This window comes from Streptomyces sp. NPDC002671, assembly GCF_053592475.1.
Genome location: NZ_JBSFVU010000009.1, coordinates 19,208 through 34,571, shown reverse-complemented (window position 1 = coordinate 34,571; position 15,364 = coordinate 19,208). Strand labels below are relative to the sequence as shown.

14 protein-coding genes are annotated in these 15,364 nt (G+C 71.8%); 7 read left to right on the top strand and 7 right to left on the bottom strand.

Going from position 1 to position 15,364, the window contains the following annotated elements; genetic code table 11:
* Nucleotides 1-54: 54 nt before the first annotated feature.
* Entirely contained in the window at nt 55-2,406 is a 2,352-nt protein-coding gene (locus ACWD35_RS15680; RefSeq protein WP_451351774.1) for a SpoIIE family protein phosphatase, read from the bottom strand.
* Between the two features lie 170 nt (nt 2,407-2,576).
* Nucleotides 2,577-3,401, bottom strand: a complete 825-nt coding sequence (locus tag ACWD35_RS15675; RefSeq protein ID WP_451351773.1) for a lysozyme — start codon at nt 3,399-3,401, stop codon at nt 2,577-2,579.
* Between the two features lie 230 nt (nt 3,402-3,631).
* Between ACWD35_RS15675 and ACWD35_RS15670 the strand changes: the two genes are divergently transcribed.
* On the top strand, nt 3,632-4,123 hold the full coding sequence (locus tag ACWD35_RS15670) for a MarR family winged helix-turn-helix transcriptional regulator (protein ID WP_451351772.1): 492 nt from the start codon (nt 3,632-3,634) through the stop codon (nt 4,121-4,123).
* 49 nt (nt 4,124-4,172) lie between these two features.
* Here ACWD35_RS15670 and ACWD35_RS15665 read toward each other — a convergent pair whose 3' ends face one another.
* Nucleotides 4,173-4,961, bottom strand: a complete 789-nt coding sequence (locus ACWD35_RS15665; RefSeq protein ID WP_451351771.1) for a hypothetical protein — start codon at nt 4,959-4,961, stop codon at nt 4,173-4,175.
* A gap of 384 nt (nt 4,962-5,345) precedes the next feature.
* Between ACWD35_RS15665 and ACWD35_RS15660 the strand changes: the two genes are divergently transcribed.
* The 5 genes from ACWD35_RS15660 to ACWD35_RS15640 are packed head-to-tail and all read left to right on the top strand — an operon-like array spanning nt 5,346 to nt 11,019.
* Nucleotides 5,346-8,168 carry a nitrate- and nitrite sensing domain-containing protein gene (locus ACWD35_RS15660; protein WP_451351770.1) on the top strand — a complete coding sequence of 941 codons (2,823 nt, stop codon included), beginning with the start codon at nt 5,346-5,348 and terminating at the stop codon, nt 8,166-8,168.
* Nucleotides 8,165-8,671, top strand: a complete 507-nt coding sequence (locus tag ACWD35_RS15655) for a roadblock/LC7 domain-containing protein (RefSeq protein WP_451351769.1) — start codon at nt 8,165-8,167, stop codon at nt 8,669-8,671. Before ACWD35_RS15660 ends, ACWD35_RS15655 begins: the two co-directional genes overlap by 4 nt.
* Complete coding sequence (locus ACWD35_RS15650) at nt 8,668-9,126, top strand: DUF742 domain-containing protein (RefSeq protein ID WP_451351768.1); 459 nt, start codon at nt 8,668-8,670, stop codon at nt 9,124-9,126. Before ACWD35_RS15655 ends, ACWD35_RS15650 begins: the two co-directional genes overlap by 4 nt.
* Nucleotides 9,107-9,742 (top strand): GTP-binding protein, encoded by a 636-nt coding sequence (locus ACWD35_RS15645; RefSeq protein ID WP_451351767.1) that lies wholly within the window; start codon nt 9,107-9,109, stop codon nt 9,740-9,742. Before ACWD35_RS15650 ends, ACWD35_RS15645 begins: the two co-directional genes overlap by 20 nt.
* A gap of 20 nt (nt 9,743-9,762) precedes the next feature.
* Nucleotides 9,763-11,019 (top strand): styrene monooxygenase/indole monooxygenase family protein, encoded by a 1,257-nt coding sequence (locus ACWD35_RS15640; RefSeq protein ID WP_451351766.1) that lies wholly within the window; start codon nt 9,763-9,765, stop codon nt 11,017-11,019.
* Here ACWD35_RS15640 and ACWD35_RS15635 read toward each other — a convergent pair.
* The 4 genes from ACWD35_RS15635 to ACWD35_RS15620 form a co-directional block, all read right to left on the bottom strand.
* Nucleotides 10,992-12,056, bottom strand: coding sequence for an NlpC/P60 family protein (locus ACWD35_RS15635; RefSeq protein WP_451351765.1), 1,065 nt, complete (start codon nt 12,054-12,056; stop codon nt 10,992-10,994). The genes ACWD35_RS15640 and ACWD35_RS15635 overlap by 28 nt on opposite strands.
* A 112-nt stretch (nt 12,057-12,168) precedes the next feature.
* Complete coding sequence (locus tag ACWD35_RS15630) at nt 12,169-12,489, bottom strand: hypothetical protein (RefSeq protein ID WP_451351764.1); 321 nt, start codon at nt 12,487-12,489, stop codon at nt 12,169-12,171.
* Entirely contained in the window at nt 12,476-13,135 is a 660-nt protein-coding gene (locus ACWD35_RS15625) for a TetR/AcrR family transcriptional regulator (RefSeq protein ID WP_451351763.1), read from the bottom strand. Before ACWD35_RS15625 ends, ACWD35_RS15630 begins: the two co-directional genes overlap by 14 nt.
* Nucleotides 13,136-13,183: 48 nt before the next feature.
* Nucleotides 13,184-14,122: an AurF N-oxygenase family protein gene (locus ACWD35_RS15620; protein ID WP_451351762.1), complete on the bottom strand. Its 939-nt coding sequence runs from the start codon at nt 14,120-14,122 to the stop codon at nt 13,184-13,186.
* Between the two features lie 122 nt (nt 14,123-14,244).
* On the opposite strand from ACWD35_RS15620, the gene ACWD35_RS15615 reads away from it, so the two are divergent.
* Complete coding sequence (locus ACWD35_RS15615; RefSeq protein WP_451351761.1) at nt 14,245-15,354, top strand: ferritin-like domain-containing protein; 1,110 nt, start codon at nt 14,245-14,247, stop codon at nt 15,352-15,354.
* The last annotated feature ends 10 nt before the right edge of the window (nt 15,355-15,364 follow it).

The following is a 15,364-nucleotide window of genomic DNA, read 5'->3' as shown; positions in this document are numbered from 1 at the left end:
CGGCGGGGCAGAGCCGTGTCCGCGTGCGCCGCTCAGGCCTCGTTCAGGCGTCGCTCAGACCGGGGCCACCGTCTGCTCCGCCCACACCGTCTTGCCGACGCGGTCGTGCCGGGTGCCCCAGCTCTCGGCGAGCTGGGCGACGAGCAGCAGGCCCCGGCCGCCCTCGTCGAAGATGCGGGCGCGCCGCATGTGCGGGGTGGTGCCGCTGGAGTCGTAGACCTCGCAGATCAGCTTGTCGCCCTGGTGGATCAGGCGGAGCTGGATGGGCGGGCGGCCGTAACGGATCGCGTTGGTGACCAGCTCGCTGACCATCAGCTCGGTGGTGAAGGAGACCTCGGCCAGCCCCCACTCGGTCAGCTGGTCGTCGACGAGGTGGCGGGCGGCGGCGACGACGGTCGGCTCGTTGTCCAGGTCCCACGCGGCGACCCGGTCGGCGTGCAGGGCGCGGGTGCGGGCGACGAGCAGGGCGATGTCGTCGTCGGGGCGGTGGCTGAGCAGCGCGGTGAGCACGTGGTCGCAGACGGCGTCCAGGGTCGGGGCGGGGCGGGCGAGCGCGGCGAACATCTTGTCCAGCGCCTCGTCGATGTCGTGGTCGCGGGCCTCCAGCAGCCCGTCGGTGTAGAGGGCGAGCAGGCTGCCTTCGGGCAGTTCCGTCTCGACGGCCTCGAACGGCAGCCCGCCGAGCCCCAGCGGCGGCCCCGCGGGCACGTCGACGAAGCGGACCGCGCCGTCCGGGGTGACCACTGCGGGCGGCGGATGACCGGCCCGGGCGAGGGTGCACTGGCGCGAGACCGGGTCGTAGACCGCGTACAGGCAGGTGGTGCCGATGCCGCCGGCGGTCTCGGCGGCCGGGTCCGCGCTGCCCTCGTCGGCGGCCAGGCGCAGCACCAGGTCGTCGAGATGGGTGAGGAGTTCGTCGGCCGGGAGGTCGACGTCCGCCAGGGTGCGTACGGCGGTGCGCAGCCGGCCCATGGTGGCGGAGGCGCGGATGCCGTGGCCGACGACGTCGCCGACGACCAGGGCCACGCGGGCCCCGGACAGCGGGATCACGTCGAACCAGTCGCCGCCCACGCCCGCCTTGGTGGCTGCGGGCAGATAGCGGGTGGCGATCTCCAGGGCCGCCTGCTCGGGCAGCGTGTGCGGGAGCAGGCTGCGCTGGAGGGCCATGGTGGTGGTGCGGGCCCGGGAGTAGCGGCGGGCGTTGTGGATGCCGGTGGCGGCCTTGGCCGTGAACTCCTCGGCGAGCCGCAGATCCTCGGGCCCGAAGGGCTCCCGCCCCGCGCGGCGGCCGAACAGCGCGACCCCGAGCGTGGTGCCCTGGGCGAGCAGCGGCACCAGCAGCAGCGAACGGGTCTGCGAGGCGCGCAGCCAGGCGGCGCCCGAGTCCAGCGTGGCCCACTCGGCGACGGCCGGGTCGGTCGTGTCGTACAGCATCGTGCGGCGCGCGGCCAGGCACTCGGCCGCGGGGGAGCCCGCCGGGCAGGCGACCGCCTCGCCCACGCCGCTCCCGGCCTCGGAAGCGGGGTCGTGCGGGGTGGCCGTACGCAGCGCGGCGCGGCGCAGGAGGACCGGGCCGGGGGTGGTCTCGTCCTCGGTCTGCGGGGAGTCGAGCAGGTCCACGGCCATGACGTCGGCGAGCCGGGGGACCGTGACCTCGCCGAGTTCCTGCGCTCCGCGGGCGAGATCCGCGGCGGAGCCGACTTGGGAGGCGGCCTCGCCGGAGGGGCGCTGCCCCGCGGCGGCATCCTGCGGGCGGCGCTGCGTGGCCAGGCAGACGGCCCGGACCCGGCCGCCGGGGTCCTTCAGCGGGGTGAGGACGGTGGGTTGGCCGAGGTCCGGGCCGAGGCGGGTGTCGGCCTCCTGCGGCCGGCCGGTCTCCAGCGCCAGCCGCATCGTCCGGTCGGTCTCCTCGCTCGCCGGACCGGGCACGATGTGCGTCAGGCTCAGCCCGCGCATCGCGGCCTCGGGCAGGGCGAGCGCGCGCTCCATGCGGCGGTTGGCGCGCATCAGCCGCAGCTCGGTGTCGAAGATCGCCAGCGGGAACGGGGACTGCAGGAAGGTCCACTCCTCCAGCGGCTCGCCCCGGGGCCGCGGCCGGGCCGTTACGGCGGTCACCACGAGCCAGTCGGTGGCCCCGGTGGCGGTGGTGCGGCGGTGGGCGAGCAGCCCCAGCTCCAGGGACCGGCCGTCGCGGTGGCGCACGGGCACGGTGCCGTTCCAGCGGTCCCGACCGGCCAGGGCCCGCCGGGCCGCGGCGCCCTCGGCGGCGAGCAGCCGGCGGGCCGGCTGTCCGAGCACCGCCGCGGGTTCGTAGCCGAGCAGCCGCTGGGCGCCCTCGCTCCAGCCGGTCAGGATGCCCCGCTCATCGATGACGGCCGTGGCCGTGTACGTCGACTGTCGCTCCATCGCCGCTCATCTCGCCCTAGTCGCCCTTGCTCGGCAGGCAGCCCTTGCTTGCTCGGCAGGCTCTCCCAGACCAGCATGATCCCGGGCGGCGCCGAGCACCAACGCGGCGACGGCGACCGCCACCGAAGGACGGCCGCCGGATGAGCCGGTGAAGCAGGTCTCTCCTGGACCTAGCCGAGGGCCAGGGCCTGCACTCGGTCCAGTGCTCCGTTGAACTTGTCGTGGTCACCGACCGTCGGGCCGGAGGACGTGTACTGCCACATCGTGTAGTAGGACCAGCCGGCCGGCAGCGTCCCCGGGTCGGTGGCGTAGCGGGCGATCCACAGCGGGTTGTTCACGGCGAAACCGCCGTAGTTGCCGGTGCACTGGGTCCACCAGCTGGTGGCCGTGTAGATCACGGCCCAGCGGCCGGTGCGGGCGTGGTACTGGTTGATGAAGTCGGCGATCCAGCTGACCATCCCGCTCTGCGTCTTGCCGTAGCAGGTCGCGCCGTACGGGTTCCACTCGATGTCGAGGGTGCCGGGCAGCGTCTTGCCGTCACGGGACCAGCCGCCGCCGTGGTCCACGAAGTAGTTGGCCTGGGTGGCGCCGCTCGTGGTGTCCGGGGTCGCGAAGTGGTAGGCGGCGCGGATCATGCCGACGTTGTACGAGCCGTTGTACTGCTGGGCGAAGTACGGGTTGGTGTAGTACGTGCCTTCCGTGGCCTTCGTGTACGCCCAGCGCACCCCGCTGTTCCACAGGGTCGACCAGGCGACGTTGCCCTGGAAGCTGGAGACGTCGACGCCCTCGGTCTGGGTGGCGGCAGCGATGCTGGGGGTGCCGTGCCGGCCTTCGTGGGCGAGGACGCCCATGCCCATGTGGGCGGAGCCGCGGGCGGGCCTGGTCGCGGCGTGGGCGGAGGTGAGGGGAAGGGAGAGGGCGAGCACCGCGAGCAGGGCCGTGAGCAGGACGGCGAGAGGGCGCGGGCGGAAGATGTCGGGTCTGTGCACGGGCATGACGGGCCTCCGAGGAGAGAGGTGGGGGGAGCCGTGAAGGGACCGCTGACGTACTGGCGTGGGCATGCCATGTAATTGCCCGATAAAGAAGCTACGCACGTAGATAGTGGCGTGGGAAGGGGGTCCGGACACCGCCGATGGTCTACGCCTGCGAAATACTTACGGAGCTGCGGCGATGGCGGCGTGTGACAGAAACTTTCAGACCGCGAAAACCAGTCAGGGGTGCTGACGTGCACGAGGACGGAAACGGGGATACACATCCCGCCACCACGGAGGTGACGCCCAGTGGTGCCGACCAGGAATTCCTGGCCCTGGAGCGCGAGTTGACCGTACTGCTGCGGCGCGCCCGCGCCAACCAGGGCGAGATGGCCCGCGAGGTCCACCCCGACCTGGAGTCCTCCGCGTACGGTCTGCTCATCCGGCTGGGCGAGCAGGGCGGCCGGCGGGCCACGGAACTCGCCGCCTACATCGGCGTCGGCAAGGCCACCATGTCCCGCCAGCTGCGTGCCCTGGAGGAGCTGGGCCTGATCACCCGCGAGCCCGACCCGGCCGACGGCCGCGCCTGGCTCGTCACGCTCACCGACGAGGGCCGCCGCCGCGTCGGCACGGTCCGCGAGGCCCGGCGCGCCCGCTACGTCCGCCAGCTCGCCCACTGGGACCGGCGCGAGGTGGCGGAACTGGCCCGGCTGCTGCACGAGTTGAACCAGGTCATGGAGAAGTAGCCCGCGAAGGACGGAGAGACGGCCCGCGAGGGGCAGGGGGCGCGGGCCGTCACAGCTCGACGTAGACCACCGTCGCGTCGTCGTGCGTCTTGCTCCGCCGCAGATGGACCCGTTCCTCCCGGTCCGCCGCCTCCAGCTCCCGTACCCGCTCGACCAGTGCCCCCGCGCCCTCCTTGGCGACGACGTCGAACAGGGCCGTCCAGTCGCCCTCGCCGAACTTCTCCGTCCAGCGGGTCGCGCCGTCCGTCAGCGCGGCGAGGGCGCTCACCTCGCGCCGGGGCGCGGAGCCGGTGACCGCGCGGGCGGCGACCGAGGGGTCGGCGGCGGCCGTGAAGAAACCGCCCTCCTTGTTGCGCAGATGGGCGTCCACCAGGGACGCGGTGGCGAGGGCCGAGGCGGGCAGCCGGGCGAGGCGGTCGTCCAGGACCGGCGTGACCGTGCCCTCGGGGGACCGCAGCAGCAGCGCCGAGTCGGACAGGACCAGGTACTCCAGGGTCTCGGCGGACCAGCGGGCCAGGACGACGGTTGCCTGAGGGGTCAGCGGGTGAGAAAGGTCACAGGTGTCCGCATGTGCGTCCGCGGTGCGCCTGATGGCCCCCGAGAGAATCTCCGAGAGCGTCATATCTCGGGAGGAAAGGGTCAGTTCGACCAGCGCGCCCCCCAGCCGCGCGGTGAACCAGGGAACGGAATGCAGACAGCCGGTTCCGTCGCTGGGCGGAGTCACCCCGTCCAGGACGATCACGCAACCTCCCTGTCCGGACGCGGGTAGTCCGACTCCGGCGAAGTCCTCGTTGGGGCGGGCCGGGTTGCCGGGTTCCGAGACGAGATCAGTTCGCATTCAGCCAGTCTGCACGAGGCCTTCACGGCCTCCGCCAAAGGCTGGCAAACGTCGCCGAATTGCTACGGCCCCGCAGGTCAGGCGCCTGGTTTGGGGGGGAATGGCGCACTCCGGGAAGGCGTGGCGGCGAATACTGCCAAAGCCTGCCGCGCGCGTCCAACCGGCCCGCCGCGCAAGACGGCGGAGCGCGCCAGAGGAACTTGCCCGCCAACTCCCCTCCGATGTTCACTCCTTCGGGTGGCGGGTCAGATGATGCGCGACCAGTGCCCACCGGCGCTGGAAGGGTCGGGAACCGTACGAACCGGGTGAACACACCCCTTGGCACCGATATGACGGGGCGCCACCCGGGCCCCTGGGTAGACGAGTTCAGGAATGCGAGCACCGGTGCAGAAAAAGCGGCCTCGGCGCACAGGCAGGCAGACGGCCCCCGAGGGGGTCGCCGAGCAGACCCCCGTGGGCACCGGCCGCCCCACACATGTGCGCACCCGGCTCATCGTCGCCGTCACCGCGGTGGCCGCCGCCATCGCCGGAGCCGGAGCGCCCGCGCTGCTCACCGCCTCCGGGAACGTCAGCGACTCCCAGGACCTGGTGACCCTGGCCACCCGGACCGAGGACGCGCTCTCCCTCGCCCACTCCCTGGCCGACGAACGCGACGAGGTCACCTCCTACGTCGCGGCCGGCCGCCCCAAGGCCAAGGCGCCCTCCGAGGAGCGCAGCGCCCGCGTCGACCGCCAGGTCGAGGACCTGCGCGCCGACAGCGACACCCCGGCCGCCCTGCGCACCGACCTCGACGGCATCGCCGCCGTCCGGCACGAGGCGCTCACGGGCAAGACCACCGCGCTCCAGACCCACCAGGCCTACTCGGCCGTGATCGGCGAGCTGCACCGGCTCGCCGAGGACCTCGCCGACAAGATGCCCACGCGGGTCGGCTCCGGCGCCCACGCCCTCGCCGAACTGGACGCGGCCGTCGAGCAGTCCGCCGCCGCCCGCGGCCTGCTGCTGGCCGCGCTGAACATCCCGGCCGGCACCCGGACGGTGATCGACCCGGTCACCGGTCTGGCCACCACGGTCTCCACCGCGTCCGAGGCCGACGGCAAGCAGCGCGACGCGCTCACCGCCGCCGCCCAGCTGGCCCGCCTGCGCGCCGACGCCGCCCTCGCCGACTTCCACGAGAACGCGCCCCAGAAGGCCGTCGACTCGTACGACTCGACGGTTACCGGGCCCGAGGTCAACTCCGCCGAGAAGTACCTGGCCACGCTCACCGACCAGCCCACCCTGGACGACAGCGAGCTGACCACCGACGCCAAGAAGCTGGACGCGGCGCTGTCCGCCCGCGTGGACCTGATGCGGGGCGCCGAGTCCGCGCTCTACGACCACCGCACCAAGGACCTCGCCACACTCCGGGACGACGACGTCACCGCCCTGGAGATCCGCATCGCTGTCATCGCCGCCCTGATGCTGGTCGCCCTGGGCATCGCCACGGCCATGGCCCGCACCCTCACCCGCCCCCTGTCGGTCCTGCGCCGGGGCTCCGCGCGCCTGGCCGAGTCCGAGGACCCGGCGGCCCAGGAGCCGATCGCCTTCACCGGCCGCAACGACGAGTTCGCCCAGGTCGTCCGCTCCGTCAACGCCCTGCACGCGCACGCCGTCACGCTGCGCGAGCAGGCCGGCGCCCTGCACGATCGGGTCGGCACCCTGGAGACCGACCGCAAGCACCTGGTCGCCCAGCGCCAGCGGATGGCCGACGCCCGCGAGGAGCTGCGCGCCGAACTCAGCGATTCGGCGGCCCAGATGGAGCGGCTGCGCGCCACCATCGGCAGCACGTTCGTCAACCTCGCCCTGCGCACCCTCGGCCTGGTCGAACGCCAGCTCGCCGTCATCGAGGGCCTGGAGGAGCGCGAGCAGGACCCCGACCGCCTCGCCACCCTCTTCAAGCTCGACCACTTCGCCACGGTCATGCGCCGGCACAGCGAGAACCTCCTGGTCCTCGCCGGCACCGAGCACGTCCAGCAGCACCACGGTCCGGTCCCGCTGGTCGACGTCGTCCGCGCGGCGGTCAGCGAGATCGAACGCTACGAACGCGTCCGCATCGCCGCCCTGCCCCCGCACGCGCACGTGGCGGGCTTCGCGGCGGACGACCTCTCCCACCTCCTGGCCGAACTCATGGAGAACGCCACCTCGTTCTCCCCGCCGGACCTGCCCGTCGAGGTCTCCGGCTGGCTGCTGGAGAGCGGCGAGGTGATGCTCTCGGTCCAGGACAGCGGCATCGGCATGGCCACCGAGCGCCTGGAGCTGCTCAACGCCCGCCTGGCGGCCTTCGACCCCGCCGCGTCCTACGACCAGGAGGGCGAGACCGGCCTCGGCCTCGGCCTGTACGTCGTGGCCCGCCTCGCCCACCGGCACGGCGCCCGCGTCCAGCTGCGCGAGCAGAAGCAGGGCGGTGTCGCCGCGGTCGTCGTCCTGCCCGCCCCGCTGCTCACCGAGGCCCCGCTGGTGGCGGCCCCCACCACGGTCCCCGGCGGCACCCAGACCTTCACCCTCCCCGGCGCCGACGCCGAGGCCAACTCCAACATCCTGTACGCCCGGACCAAGGACACCGACCCGCTGGTGGCACTGGCGGAACGGGCCGCACGCGAGGCGGAACAGCCGGAGCCCGACCCCGAGCCGGAGCCCGCGGACACCCACACGCGCGCGGAGGCGTTGGAGCACCCCGCCGAGGAGGAAACCCCGGCCCGCCCGAAGGAGCCGGCGGAAACCTTCGCCGAGACGACGATGGAGCTGCTGCTCCCGGACCTGGAACCGGAAGCCGAGCCGTACGCCGAACCGCTGCCCATCCGCGAACCGGCAGCCGCCGACGGTGAGGAAGCCCCACAGGGGCCACCCGCACCCGACGACGAAAGCGGTACGGGTGGTGCGGATGGGAACGAATCCGCCGAAGCCGAAGCCGAAGCCGAAGCCGAAGCCGAAGCCGAAGACGAGGCGATCACGTCCAAGGGCCTCCCCAAGCGCACCCCGAAGATCACCACACCCACCGCACCACCCCGCCAGCGCAGCGCGAGCGTAGACGCCGAGGCCCTGCGCCGCAGGCTCGGCGGTTTCCGCAGCGGCGCCCAGGCCGGCTACCGCGACGTGGCAACCGAGATCGCACAGATCGCAGTACGTACCGAAGAAAACACGGGGGGCACAGCCGAGGAGGCAAGCAGTTGACCGCGCCCAGCACCTCCAATACCTACGGACTGAGCAGTGAAGCCCGCAATCTGCACTGGCTGCTGACCAACCTGGTCGAGGAGGTGCCCGGCATCCTGTCCGTAGCCGTGGTCTCCTCGGACGGCCTGATGCTGCTCTCGTCCGACCCCGGCCTCGCGGCCGGGGTCCGCGAGAGCCGCGCGGTGAAAGGGCCGCGCGGCTCCTCCGCCGACCTCGCCACCGTCGTCTCCGGCATCGGCAGCCTCACCGTCGGCGCCGCCAAGCTGCTGGCGTTCGGCGAGGTCAAGCACACGATGGTCGCGATGGAGGAGGGCAGCCTGTTCGTGATGTCGATCAGCGACGGCTCGCTGCTGGGCGTGCACGGTTCCGCGGAGTGCGACATGAGCGTGGTGGCGTACCACATGGCGCTCTTCGTCGGCCGCGCCGGCCACGTACTGACCCCCGAACTCCGCACCGAGCTGCGCAGGTCCCTGGAAGCCGAGTCGACGGGGAGCACCCGATGAGCGGCACTCCGAAGAAACTCCCCGTGCGCGGCGGCGACCGCAAACCCGCCCGCGTGCGTCCCTACTCGCTCACCGGCGGCCGTACCCGCTTCGGCCACGTCCTTCTCGTGGAGACATTCGTGGGAAGCGCGGCCGGCACCGCGGCCATCGAAGCCCCGGAGGAGCGCAAGGAACTGACTGGGGGCACCGCCCGCGCTATCGGCAGCGGGGGAGGTTCCCTCAACACCCGGGTCATGCCGGAGATGCGGGCCATCGTCGAACTGTGCCGCCGTATGCGCACGGTGGCCGAGATCGCCGCGCTGCTGAAGATGCCGCTCGGCGTGGTCCGCGTACTCCTGAGCGATCTCGCGGACCAGGGAAAGATCCGTGTGTACGGCACCGGAACCGGTCACGGCACCGGCCGCCCGGACCGCGCTCTGCTGGAAAGGGTGCTGAGTGGACTTCGCCGTCTCTGACGCCATGGGCGTCTCCCCGCTCCTCGGTGAAGAGGGGCCCGAACAGCCCTGGCAGACGGACCGCACACGTGCCCCGATCGCGACGAAGATCGTGGTGGCGGGCGGTTTCGGCGTCGGCAAGACGACTCTGGTCACCGCCGTCTCGGAGATCACGCCCCTGCAGACCGAGGCGCTGATGACCGAGGCGAGCGAGGAGACCGACGATCTCACCGCCACGCCCGGCAAGCTGACCACCACCGTGGCCATGGACTTCGGCCGTCTCACGCTCGACGACGACCTGGTGCTCTACGTGTTCGGCACGCCGGGCCAGCAGCGGTTCTGGTTCATGTGGGACGACCTGGTGCGCGGCGCCATCGGCGCCGTCGTCATGGCCGACACCCGCCGCCTGAAGGACTGCTTCCCGGCGCTGGACTACTTCGAGAGCTGCGGGCTGCCGTACGTCGTCGCGGTCAACCACTTCGACGGCAGCGAGCGGTTCGAGCCCGAGGACGTACGGGAGGCGTTGACGATACCCGCGCACATCCCTGTCATGATCATGGACGCGCGGCGCCGGATCTCGGTCATCGAGACCCTTCTGGCCCTGGTGGGCCACGCGCTGGACGAAACCCCCGAGTAGTCCTGAGGAGCACCACCCGCATGCGGAAGATACTCGTCGTAGGAGCCGGCCAGTCCGGACTCCAGCTCGCCCTCGGCCTGCAGTCGCACGGCTACGAGGTCACCCTCATGTCGAACCGGACCGCGGACGAGATCCGTTCCGGCCGGGTCATGTCGACGCAGTGCATGTTCGACACGGCGCTGGGGCACGAGCGCGAGCTCCAGCTGAACTTCTGGGAGTCCCAGGCCCCGAAGATCGAAGGGCTCGGTGTCTCGGTCGCCGCCCCCGGCTCGCACGACCCGGGCCCCACCCAGCGGGCGATCGACTGGGTCGGCAGGCTCGACGGGTACGCGCAGTCGGTCGACCAGCGGGTCAAGATGGCCGGCTGGATGGAGACCTTCGCCCAGCGCGGCGGCCAGCTGGTCATCCACGGCGCGGCCGTCGGCGACCTCGACTACTTCTCCCGCGCCTACGACCTCGTCCTGGTCGCGGCCGGCAAGGGTGAACTCGTCCAGATGTTCGGCCGGGACGCCTCGCGCTCCCCGTACAGCGAGCCGCAGCGCGCCCTCGCGGTGGCGTACGTGCACGGGCTCGGCCCGCGCCCGGAGCACCCGGAGTTCGACGCGGTCCGCTGCAACATCGTCCCCGGCGTCGGCGAGCTGTTCATCATGCCGACGCTCACCACGTCCGGCCGCGCCGACATCCTGTTCTGGGAGGGCATCCCCGGCGGCCCGCTCGACGTCTTCAACGGCGTCAAGGACCCGGCCGAGCATCTTTCCCTGACCCTGGAACTCATGGAGAAGTTCACGCCCTGGGAGTACGCGCGCGCCACGAAGGTCGAACTGACCGACGCCGGCGGCACGTTGGCCGGCCGCTACGCGCCGACCGTGCGCAACCCCATCGGCCGGCTGCCCGGCGGCGGCCTGGTCCTCGGCGTGGCCGACGTGGTCGTCGCCAACGACCCGATCACCGGGCAGGGCTCCAACACGGCGTCCAAGTGCGCCGCCGCCTACCTCGCCTCGATCGTGGAGCGGGGGGACAAGCCGTTCGACGAGGAGTGGATGCAGGCCACGTTCGAGCGGTTCTGGGACGACACGGCCCGGCACGTCACCAAGTGGACGAACGCCATGCTGATGCCGCCGCCGGAGCACGTCCTGAACCTCATCGGCGCGGCGGGCCAGCTCCAGCCGGCGGCGGATCGTTTCGCCAACGCCTTCAACGACCCGGCGGACTTCGAGAACTTCTTCTACGAGCCGGAGAAGACCGAGGCCTACCTGGGTTCCGTGGCCGGAGCCTGATCGGCGGAGCCGTCCGGCCGTACGGCACCGAGCACCGGATACGAAGCGAGCGGTGAGACCCTCACCGCCTCGCCGGTCCTCGGTGCCTGTACGACCTTGCCGTCCCCGGCGTACATCGCCACGTGCGTCGCGTCCGGGAAGTAGACGACCAGGTCACCGGGGCGGAGTTCGTTCAGCGGGATGTGCTTCAGGCGGGCCCACTGTTCCTGGCTGGTGCGCGGGATCGGGGTGCCCGCGTGGGCCCAGGCCTCGGCGGTGAGGCCCGAGCAGTCGTAGGACCGCGGGCCTTGGGCACCCCACTCGTACGGCTTGCCGAGCTGGTCCATGGCGTAGCGCAACGCGCGGCTGCCCTGGGCGGACGCGGGGCGGGCGGTGCTGCTCAGGGCGCCGGACGTGACGAGCTTGTGCTGGGCCGCTGCGACCCCCTGCTGCTCCAGCTGTCGGACGGCGCTGAGCTGGTCGGGGGTGAGGGAGGCCAGCAGGCGTTCCACGGCGGCCAGCCTGCCGTGGACGTCGTCGTGCTGCTTCTGTTCCTTGCCGGCGAGGCTGAGCTGGGTGTCCAGCGCCTTGCGGGCCGCCCGTGCCAGCGTGTCCCGCCTCTGCTCGGTGCCGGTCAGCCGCCGCACCGTGTCGGCGCGCTCGCGGGCGATCCGGCCGATGACATGGCCCTCGTCCAGCGCGTGCTGGGGGTCGCGGGCGAGGAGCAGACGGACGTAGGGGGAGAGGCCGGTGCTGCTCTGGTACTGCTCGCGGGCCAGCCGCCCGGCGTCGGTCCGGCTGTCCTGGAGGGCGAGGCGGGCGTGGGCCAGTTCCTCGTCGAGGCGGGCCACCTGGGCACGCTGCCGCCTGAGCTTCTCCGCGGTGGCGTCGTACGTCTCGGTGGCCGCTTCGGACAGCCGGTACAGCTGCTGAAGGTCCGTCAGCAGCTGGGCCACGGTCCGCGGCGGCTTGGGTGCGGCCACGGCCGGTACGGGCGCGAGGACGGCCTGGGCGGCCAGCGCCGCCGAGCAGGCCAGGCGCAAAAGCACTCCTGGCACGTCATCACCTCCGGTGCGGGGCAGACGGACCGTCCGCCTGTCTCCGCACCGCGAGCATCAGACGTGCCGCAGCGGGGCGCGCGCCGAGTGTGCGCGGTTCGGCGCAACCCTGTCACCCGTCGGCGTCGTCCGGCTTGCGCGGCGGCGTGGCGTCTGGCTTCGACCAGGGCCACTTCAACCGGTCGGTCGGCTTGCCCTCGGGGTCGTACTGGTACTTCCACCCCTGGATCAGTCCCAGCTTCTTGCTGTACCCGCGCGGCACGCGGCGGTAGACCAGCACGGTGGGCTCGCCGCCGGCCGGGTCCGGGACGGGGATGCGGTACGTCTTCGGGGGGTGGCCGGTGTGGCCGACGAGCACGGGCAGCACGCGCCCGTCCATGGGGCCGCCCTCGAAGGGGGTGTCCTGACTCTTCACGCCCTCAGTCTCGGCCATCCTCGGCGAGGGCGGCGATGACGGCGGCCGTCTGCGGGTCGCGGCCCGCGGTGACCGTGAGGACCGCCACGAACTGCTCGACCAGCCAGTCGCGCAGCTCCTCGACCGGGGGCTGCTTGTCCTCGTCCAGCCAGATCAGCGAGGCCGCCTCCACGGCTGTGATCCAGGTCCGGACGGTCATGCGCAGCCGCGGCCCCGGGTCCTTGACGCCGAGGTGCGTGTAGAGGTGCTCGGCGGCGGCGCGGCGCACCTCGTCGACGGTGGCCGTCGTCCGGGAGGTCTCCACCACGCTGCCGCCCTGGAGCAGCGCGCTGAAACCGGTGTCGTGCTCGTCCACGAACGCCAGATACCGGTCGAGGACGCGCGCCAGCCGGGGCAGCAGGGGGCCCTGGCGGGCTTCCTGGAAGCAGTGCCGGAGCTCCTCGGCGGCCGACCTGAGCGCGGCCTCGTACAGCTGCTGCTTGCCGCCGGGGAAGTACCGGTACACCAGCGGCCGGGAGACTCCGGCCGCCTCCGCGACGTCGTCCAGCGACACGTCCTCGGGGGCGCGGTGCGCGAAGAGTGACAGCGCGACCTCCAGGAGCTGACTTCGTCGCTCCTCGACGCTGAGCCGACGGTACGCGGGGGTGGCGGCGGACGGGGTCATGGCCGTCAGCCTAATCGTCCCCGCGCCCCTGGGGACGGCACGTTCGCCCTACGCCAGAAGGCCCGACGACCTCCACAGCCGCCTGCCGACCCCCCGCAGCACCCCGATGTCGTCCAGGAAGTCGGTGAGCCGCTTCGCTCCCGTCTGCATGACCTCCCGCCGGTGCCCGCTCGCCTTCACCTGGGCCATGGCCTCGCGCCTGTCGAGGCCGACGTTGGTGTACACCTCGGGGTTGACGAACGCGATCGAGAAGACGCGGGCGAACTCGCCGGAGGTGACCCGGGTGAACTCCTGGGACCACTTCGGCGCCGTGAGCATCTGGCGCCGCAGCTCCTCACGGGCGTACCGGACGTGCCGCGCCTCCTCCACCACGTGGATGCGCGTGACCCCGCGGATCAGGGGCTGCACCCGCTCGTCGGGGAAGGTCAGCCGCTGCATCCAGTCCAGCACCTCCTCGCCGAGCAGCGTGGCGGTGAAGGACCCCGGCGTGGTGGAGACCGTCTTGAACAGGCGGCCCAGGTTCTGGTGGACGCGGCTGACCGGGTACCACGGGGTGCCGCCGTGGGAGATGAGGCGCGCGAACATCTTGGAGTGCCGGCACTCGTCCTCGATCTCGGTGAGCGCGTAGCGCACGTGCGCGCTCGTCGCCGCCTTGTCGTAGATGTGCCGGACCAGCAGCTGCATGAGGATGAGCTCGAACCAGATGCCGAGCGAGGCGAGCGCCGCGGACTCGTGCTGGGAGAGCAGGATCCGCTGCTCCTCGCTCATCCGCTTCCACATCGGTGTGTCGTAGAGCGACACCAGCTCCGGCGGCCAGAACCACTTGCCCTCCTCGAAGGGCGCGTCCCAGTCCAGCTCCTTGTCCGGGTCGAAGGAGTGCTTGGCGGAGGAAACGAGCAGCCGTTCGGCCACCTGTTCCCGGTCCTTGAGCAGGCCGAGCGCGTCGCGCAGGCCGTCCAGCGCGTCGGCTTCCGTCAGGGTCGTCATGGCTCCCTCACCTCGTTACCCGGGGTACGTCGTACGCCTCTTATGAGACTGCCTGTCAGTAAGGGCGTCAATCCCTTGCGCATGACTTGTTGACTCGCGGTCTACGTGTGACCCTGCCCGGTATGCCGACCTACGACCTGTACGCCAAGGACCCCTCAGACCCGCACTGGCAGGTGCCCGCGAGCGGAGCCGCCCGGTTCAGCTGGGAGTACGACGAAGGACGTGACCGGCTCCTCGCCCTCTACCAGAAGGGCAAGGACAAGCAGTGGGACGGGCAGAAGCGCATCGACTGGGACCTGGAGGTCGACCCGTTCGCCCCCCTCGGCACCCCGGACGAGGCGATGAGCCTGTACGGCACCTCGCACTGGGCGAAGATGAACGACCGCGACAGGGGCGACCTGCGGCAGCACTACGCCTCCTGGCAGTTCAGCCAGTTTCTGCACGGCGAGCAGGGCGCGATGATCTGCGCCGCGCGGATCGTGGAGTCCGTCCCCGACCTGGACGCCAAGTTCTACTCGGCGACCCAGACCATGGACGAGGCCCGGCACGCCGAGATCTACGCCCGCTTCCTGCACGAGAAGATCGGGATGGTCTACCCGATCAACGACAACCTCCAGTCCCTCCTCGGCGACGCGCTCCGCGACAGCCGCTGGGACATGCCCTACCTGGGCATGCAGGTCCTCATCGAGGGGCTGGCGCTGGCCGCCTTCGGCATGATCCGGGACACCACCGACAAGCCCCTGCCCAAGCAGATCCTGGCCTACGTCATGCAGGACGAGGCCCGGCACGTGGCCTTCGGGCGCATGGCGCTGCGCGACTACTACAAGCAGCTCACCGACGCCGAACTCCGCGAGCGCGAGGAGTTCGTCATCGAGGGCTGCTACCTGATGCGCGACCGGCTGCGCGGGGTCGAGGTCCTGGAGAACTTCGGCATCCCCAAGGCGGAGGCCGAGGAGCTGAGCGAACGCTCCGAGTTCCTCCAGCTCTTCCGCAAGCTGCTGTTCAGCCGGATCGTCCCCTGCGTCAAGGACATCGGCCTGTGGGGCAAGCGGCTTCAGCAGGCCTACGTCGACATGGGCGTCCTGGAACTGGGCGACTCCAACCTGGACCTGCTGATGGCACAGGACGAGGAGATCGCCGAGCGGCTGGACGCGGAGCGGTTCGCCACGGAGGAGCGGGAGCGGGTGACCGAGGTCCAGGAGGCGATCGAGGCGGGGGCAGGCGAGAGCTAGCGGGGGCGGC

Excerpts from the sequence above, each read along its gene's own strand:
- ACWD35_RS15680 (WP_451351774.1), bottom strand. The coding sequence starts at position 2,406 with ATGGAGCGACAGTCGACGTACACGGCCACGGCCGTCATCGATGAGCGG.
- ACWD35_RS15675 (WP_451351773.1), bottom strand. The coding sequence starts at position 3,401 with ATGCCCGTGCACAGACCCGACATCTTCCGCCCGCGCCCTCTCGCCGTC.
- ACWD35_RS15665 (WP_451351771.1), bottom strand. The coding sequence starts at position 4,961 with ATGCGAACTGATCTCGTCTCGGAACCCGGCAACCCGGCCCGCCCCAAC.
- ACWD35_RS15650 (WP_451351768.1), top strand. The coding sequence starts at position 8,668 with ATGAGCGGCACTCCGAAGAAACTCCCCGTGCGCGGCGGCGACCGCAAA.
- ACWD35_RS15640 (WP_451351766.1), top strand. The coding sequence starts at position 9,763 with ATGCGGAAGATACTCGTCGTAGGAGCCGGCCAGTCCGGACTCCAGCTC.
- ACWD35_RS15630 (WP_451351764.1), bottom strand. The coding sequence starts at position 12,489 with ATGGCCGAGACTGAGGGCGTGAAGAGTCAGGACACCCCCTTCGAGGGC.
- ACWD35_RS15625 (WP_451351763.1), bottom strand. The coding sequence starts at position 13,135 with ATGACCCCGTCCGCCGCCACCCCCGCGTACCGTCGGCTCAGCGTCGAG.
- ACWD35_RS15620 (WP_451351762.1), bottom strand. The coding sequence starts at position 14,122 with ATGACGACCCTGACGGAAGCCGACGCGCTGGACGGCCTGCGCGACGCG.
- ACWD35_RS15615 (WP_451351761.1), top strand. The coding sequence starts at position 14,245 with ATGCCGACCTACGACCTGTACGCCAAGGACCCCTCAGACCCGCACTGG.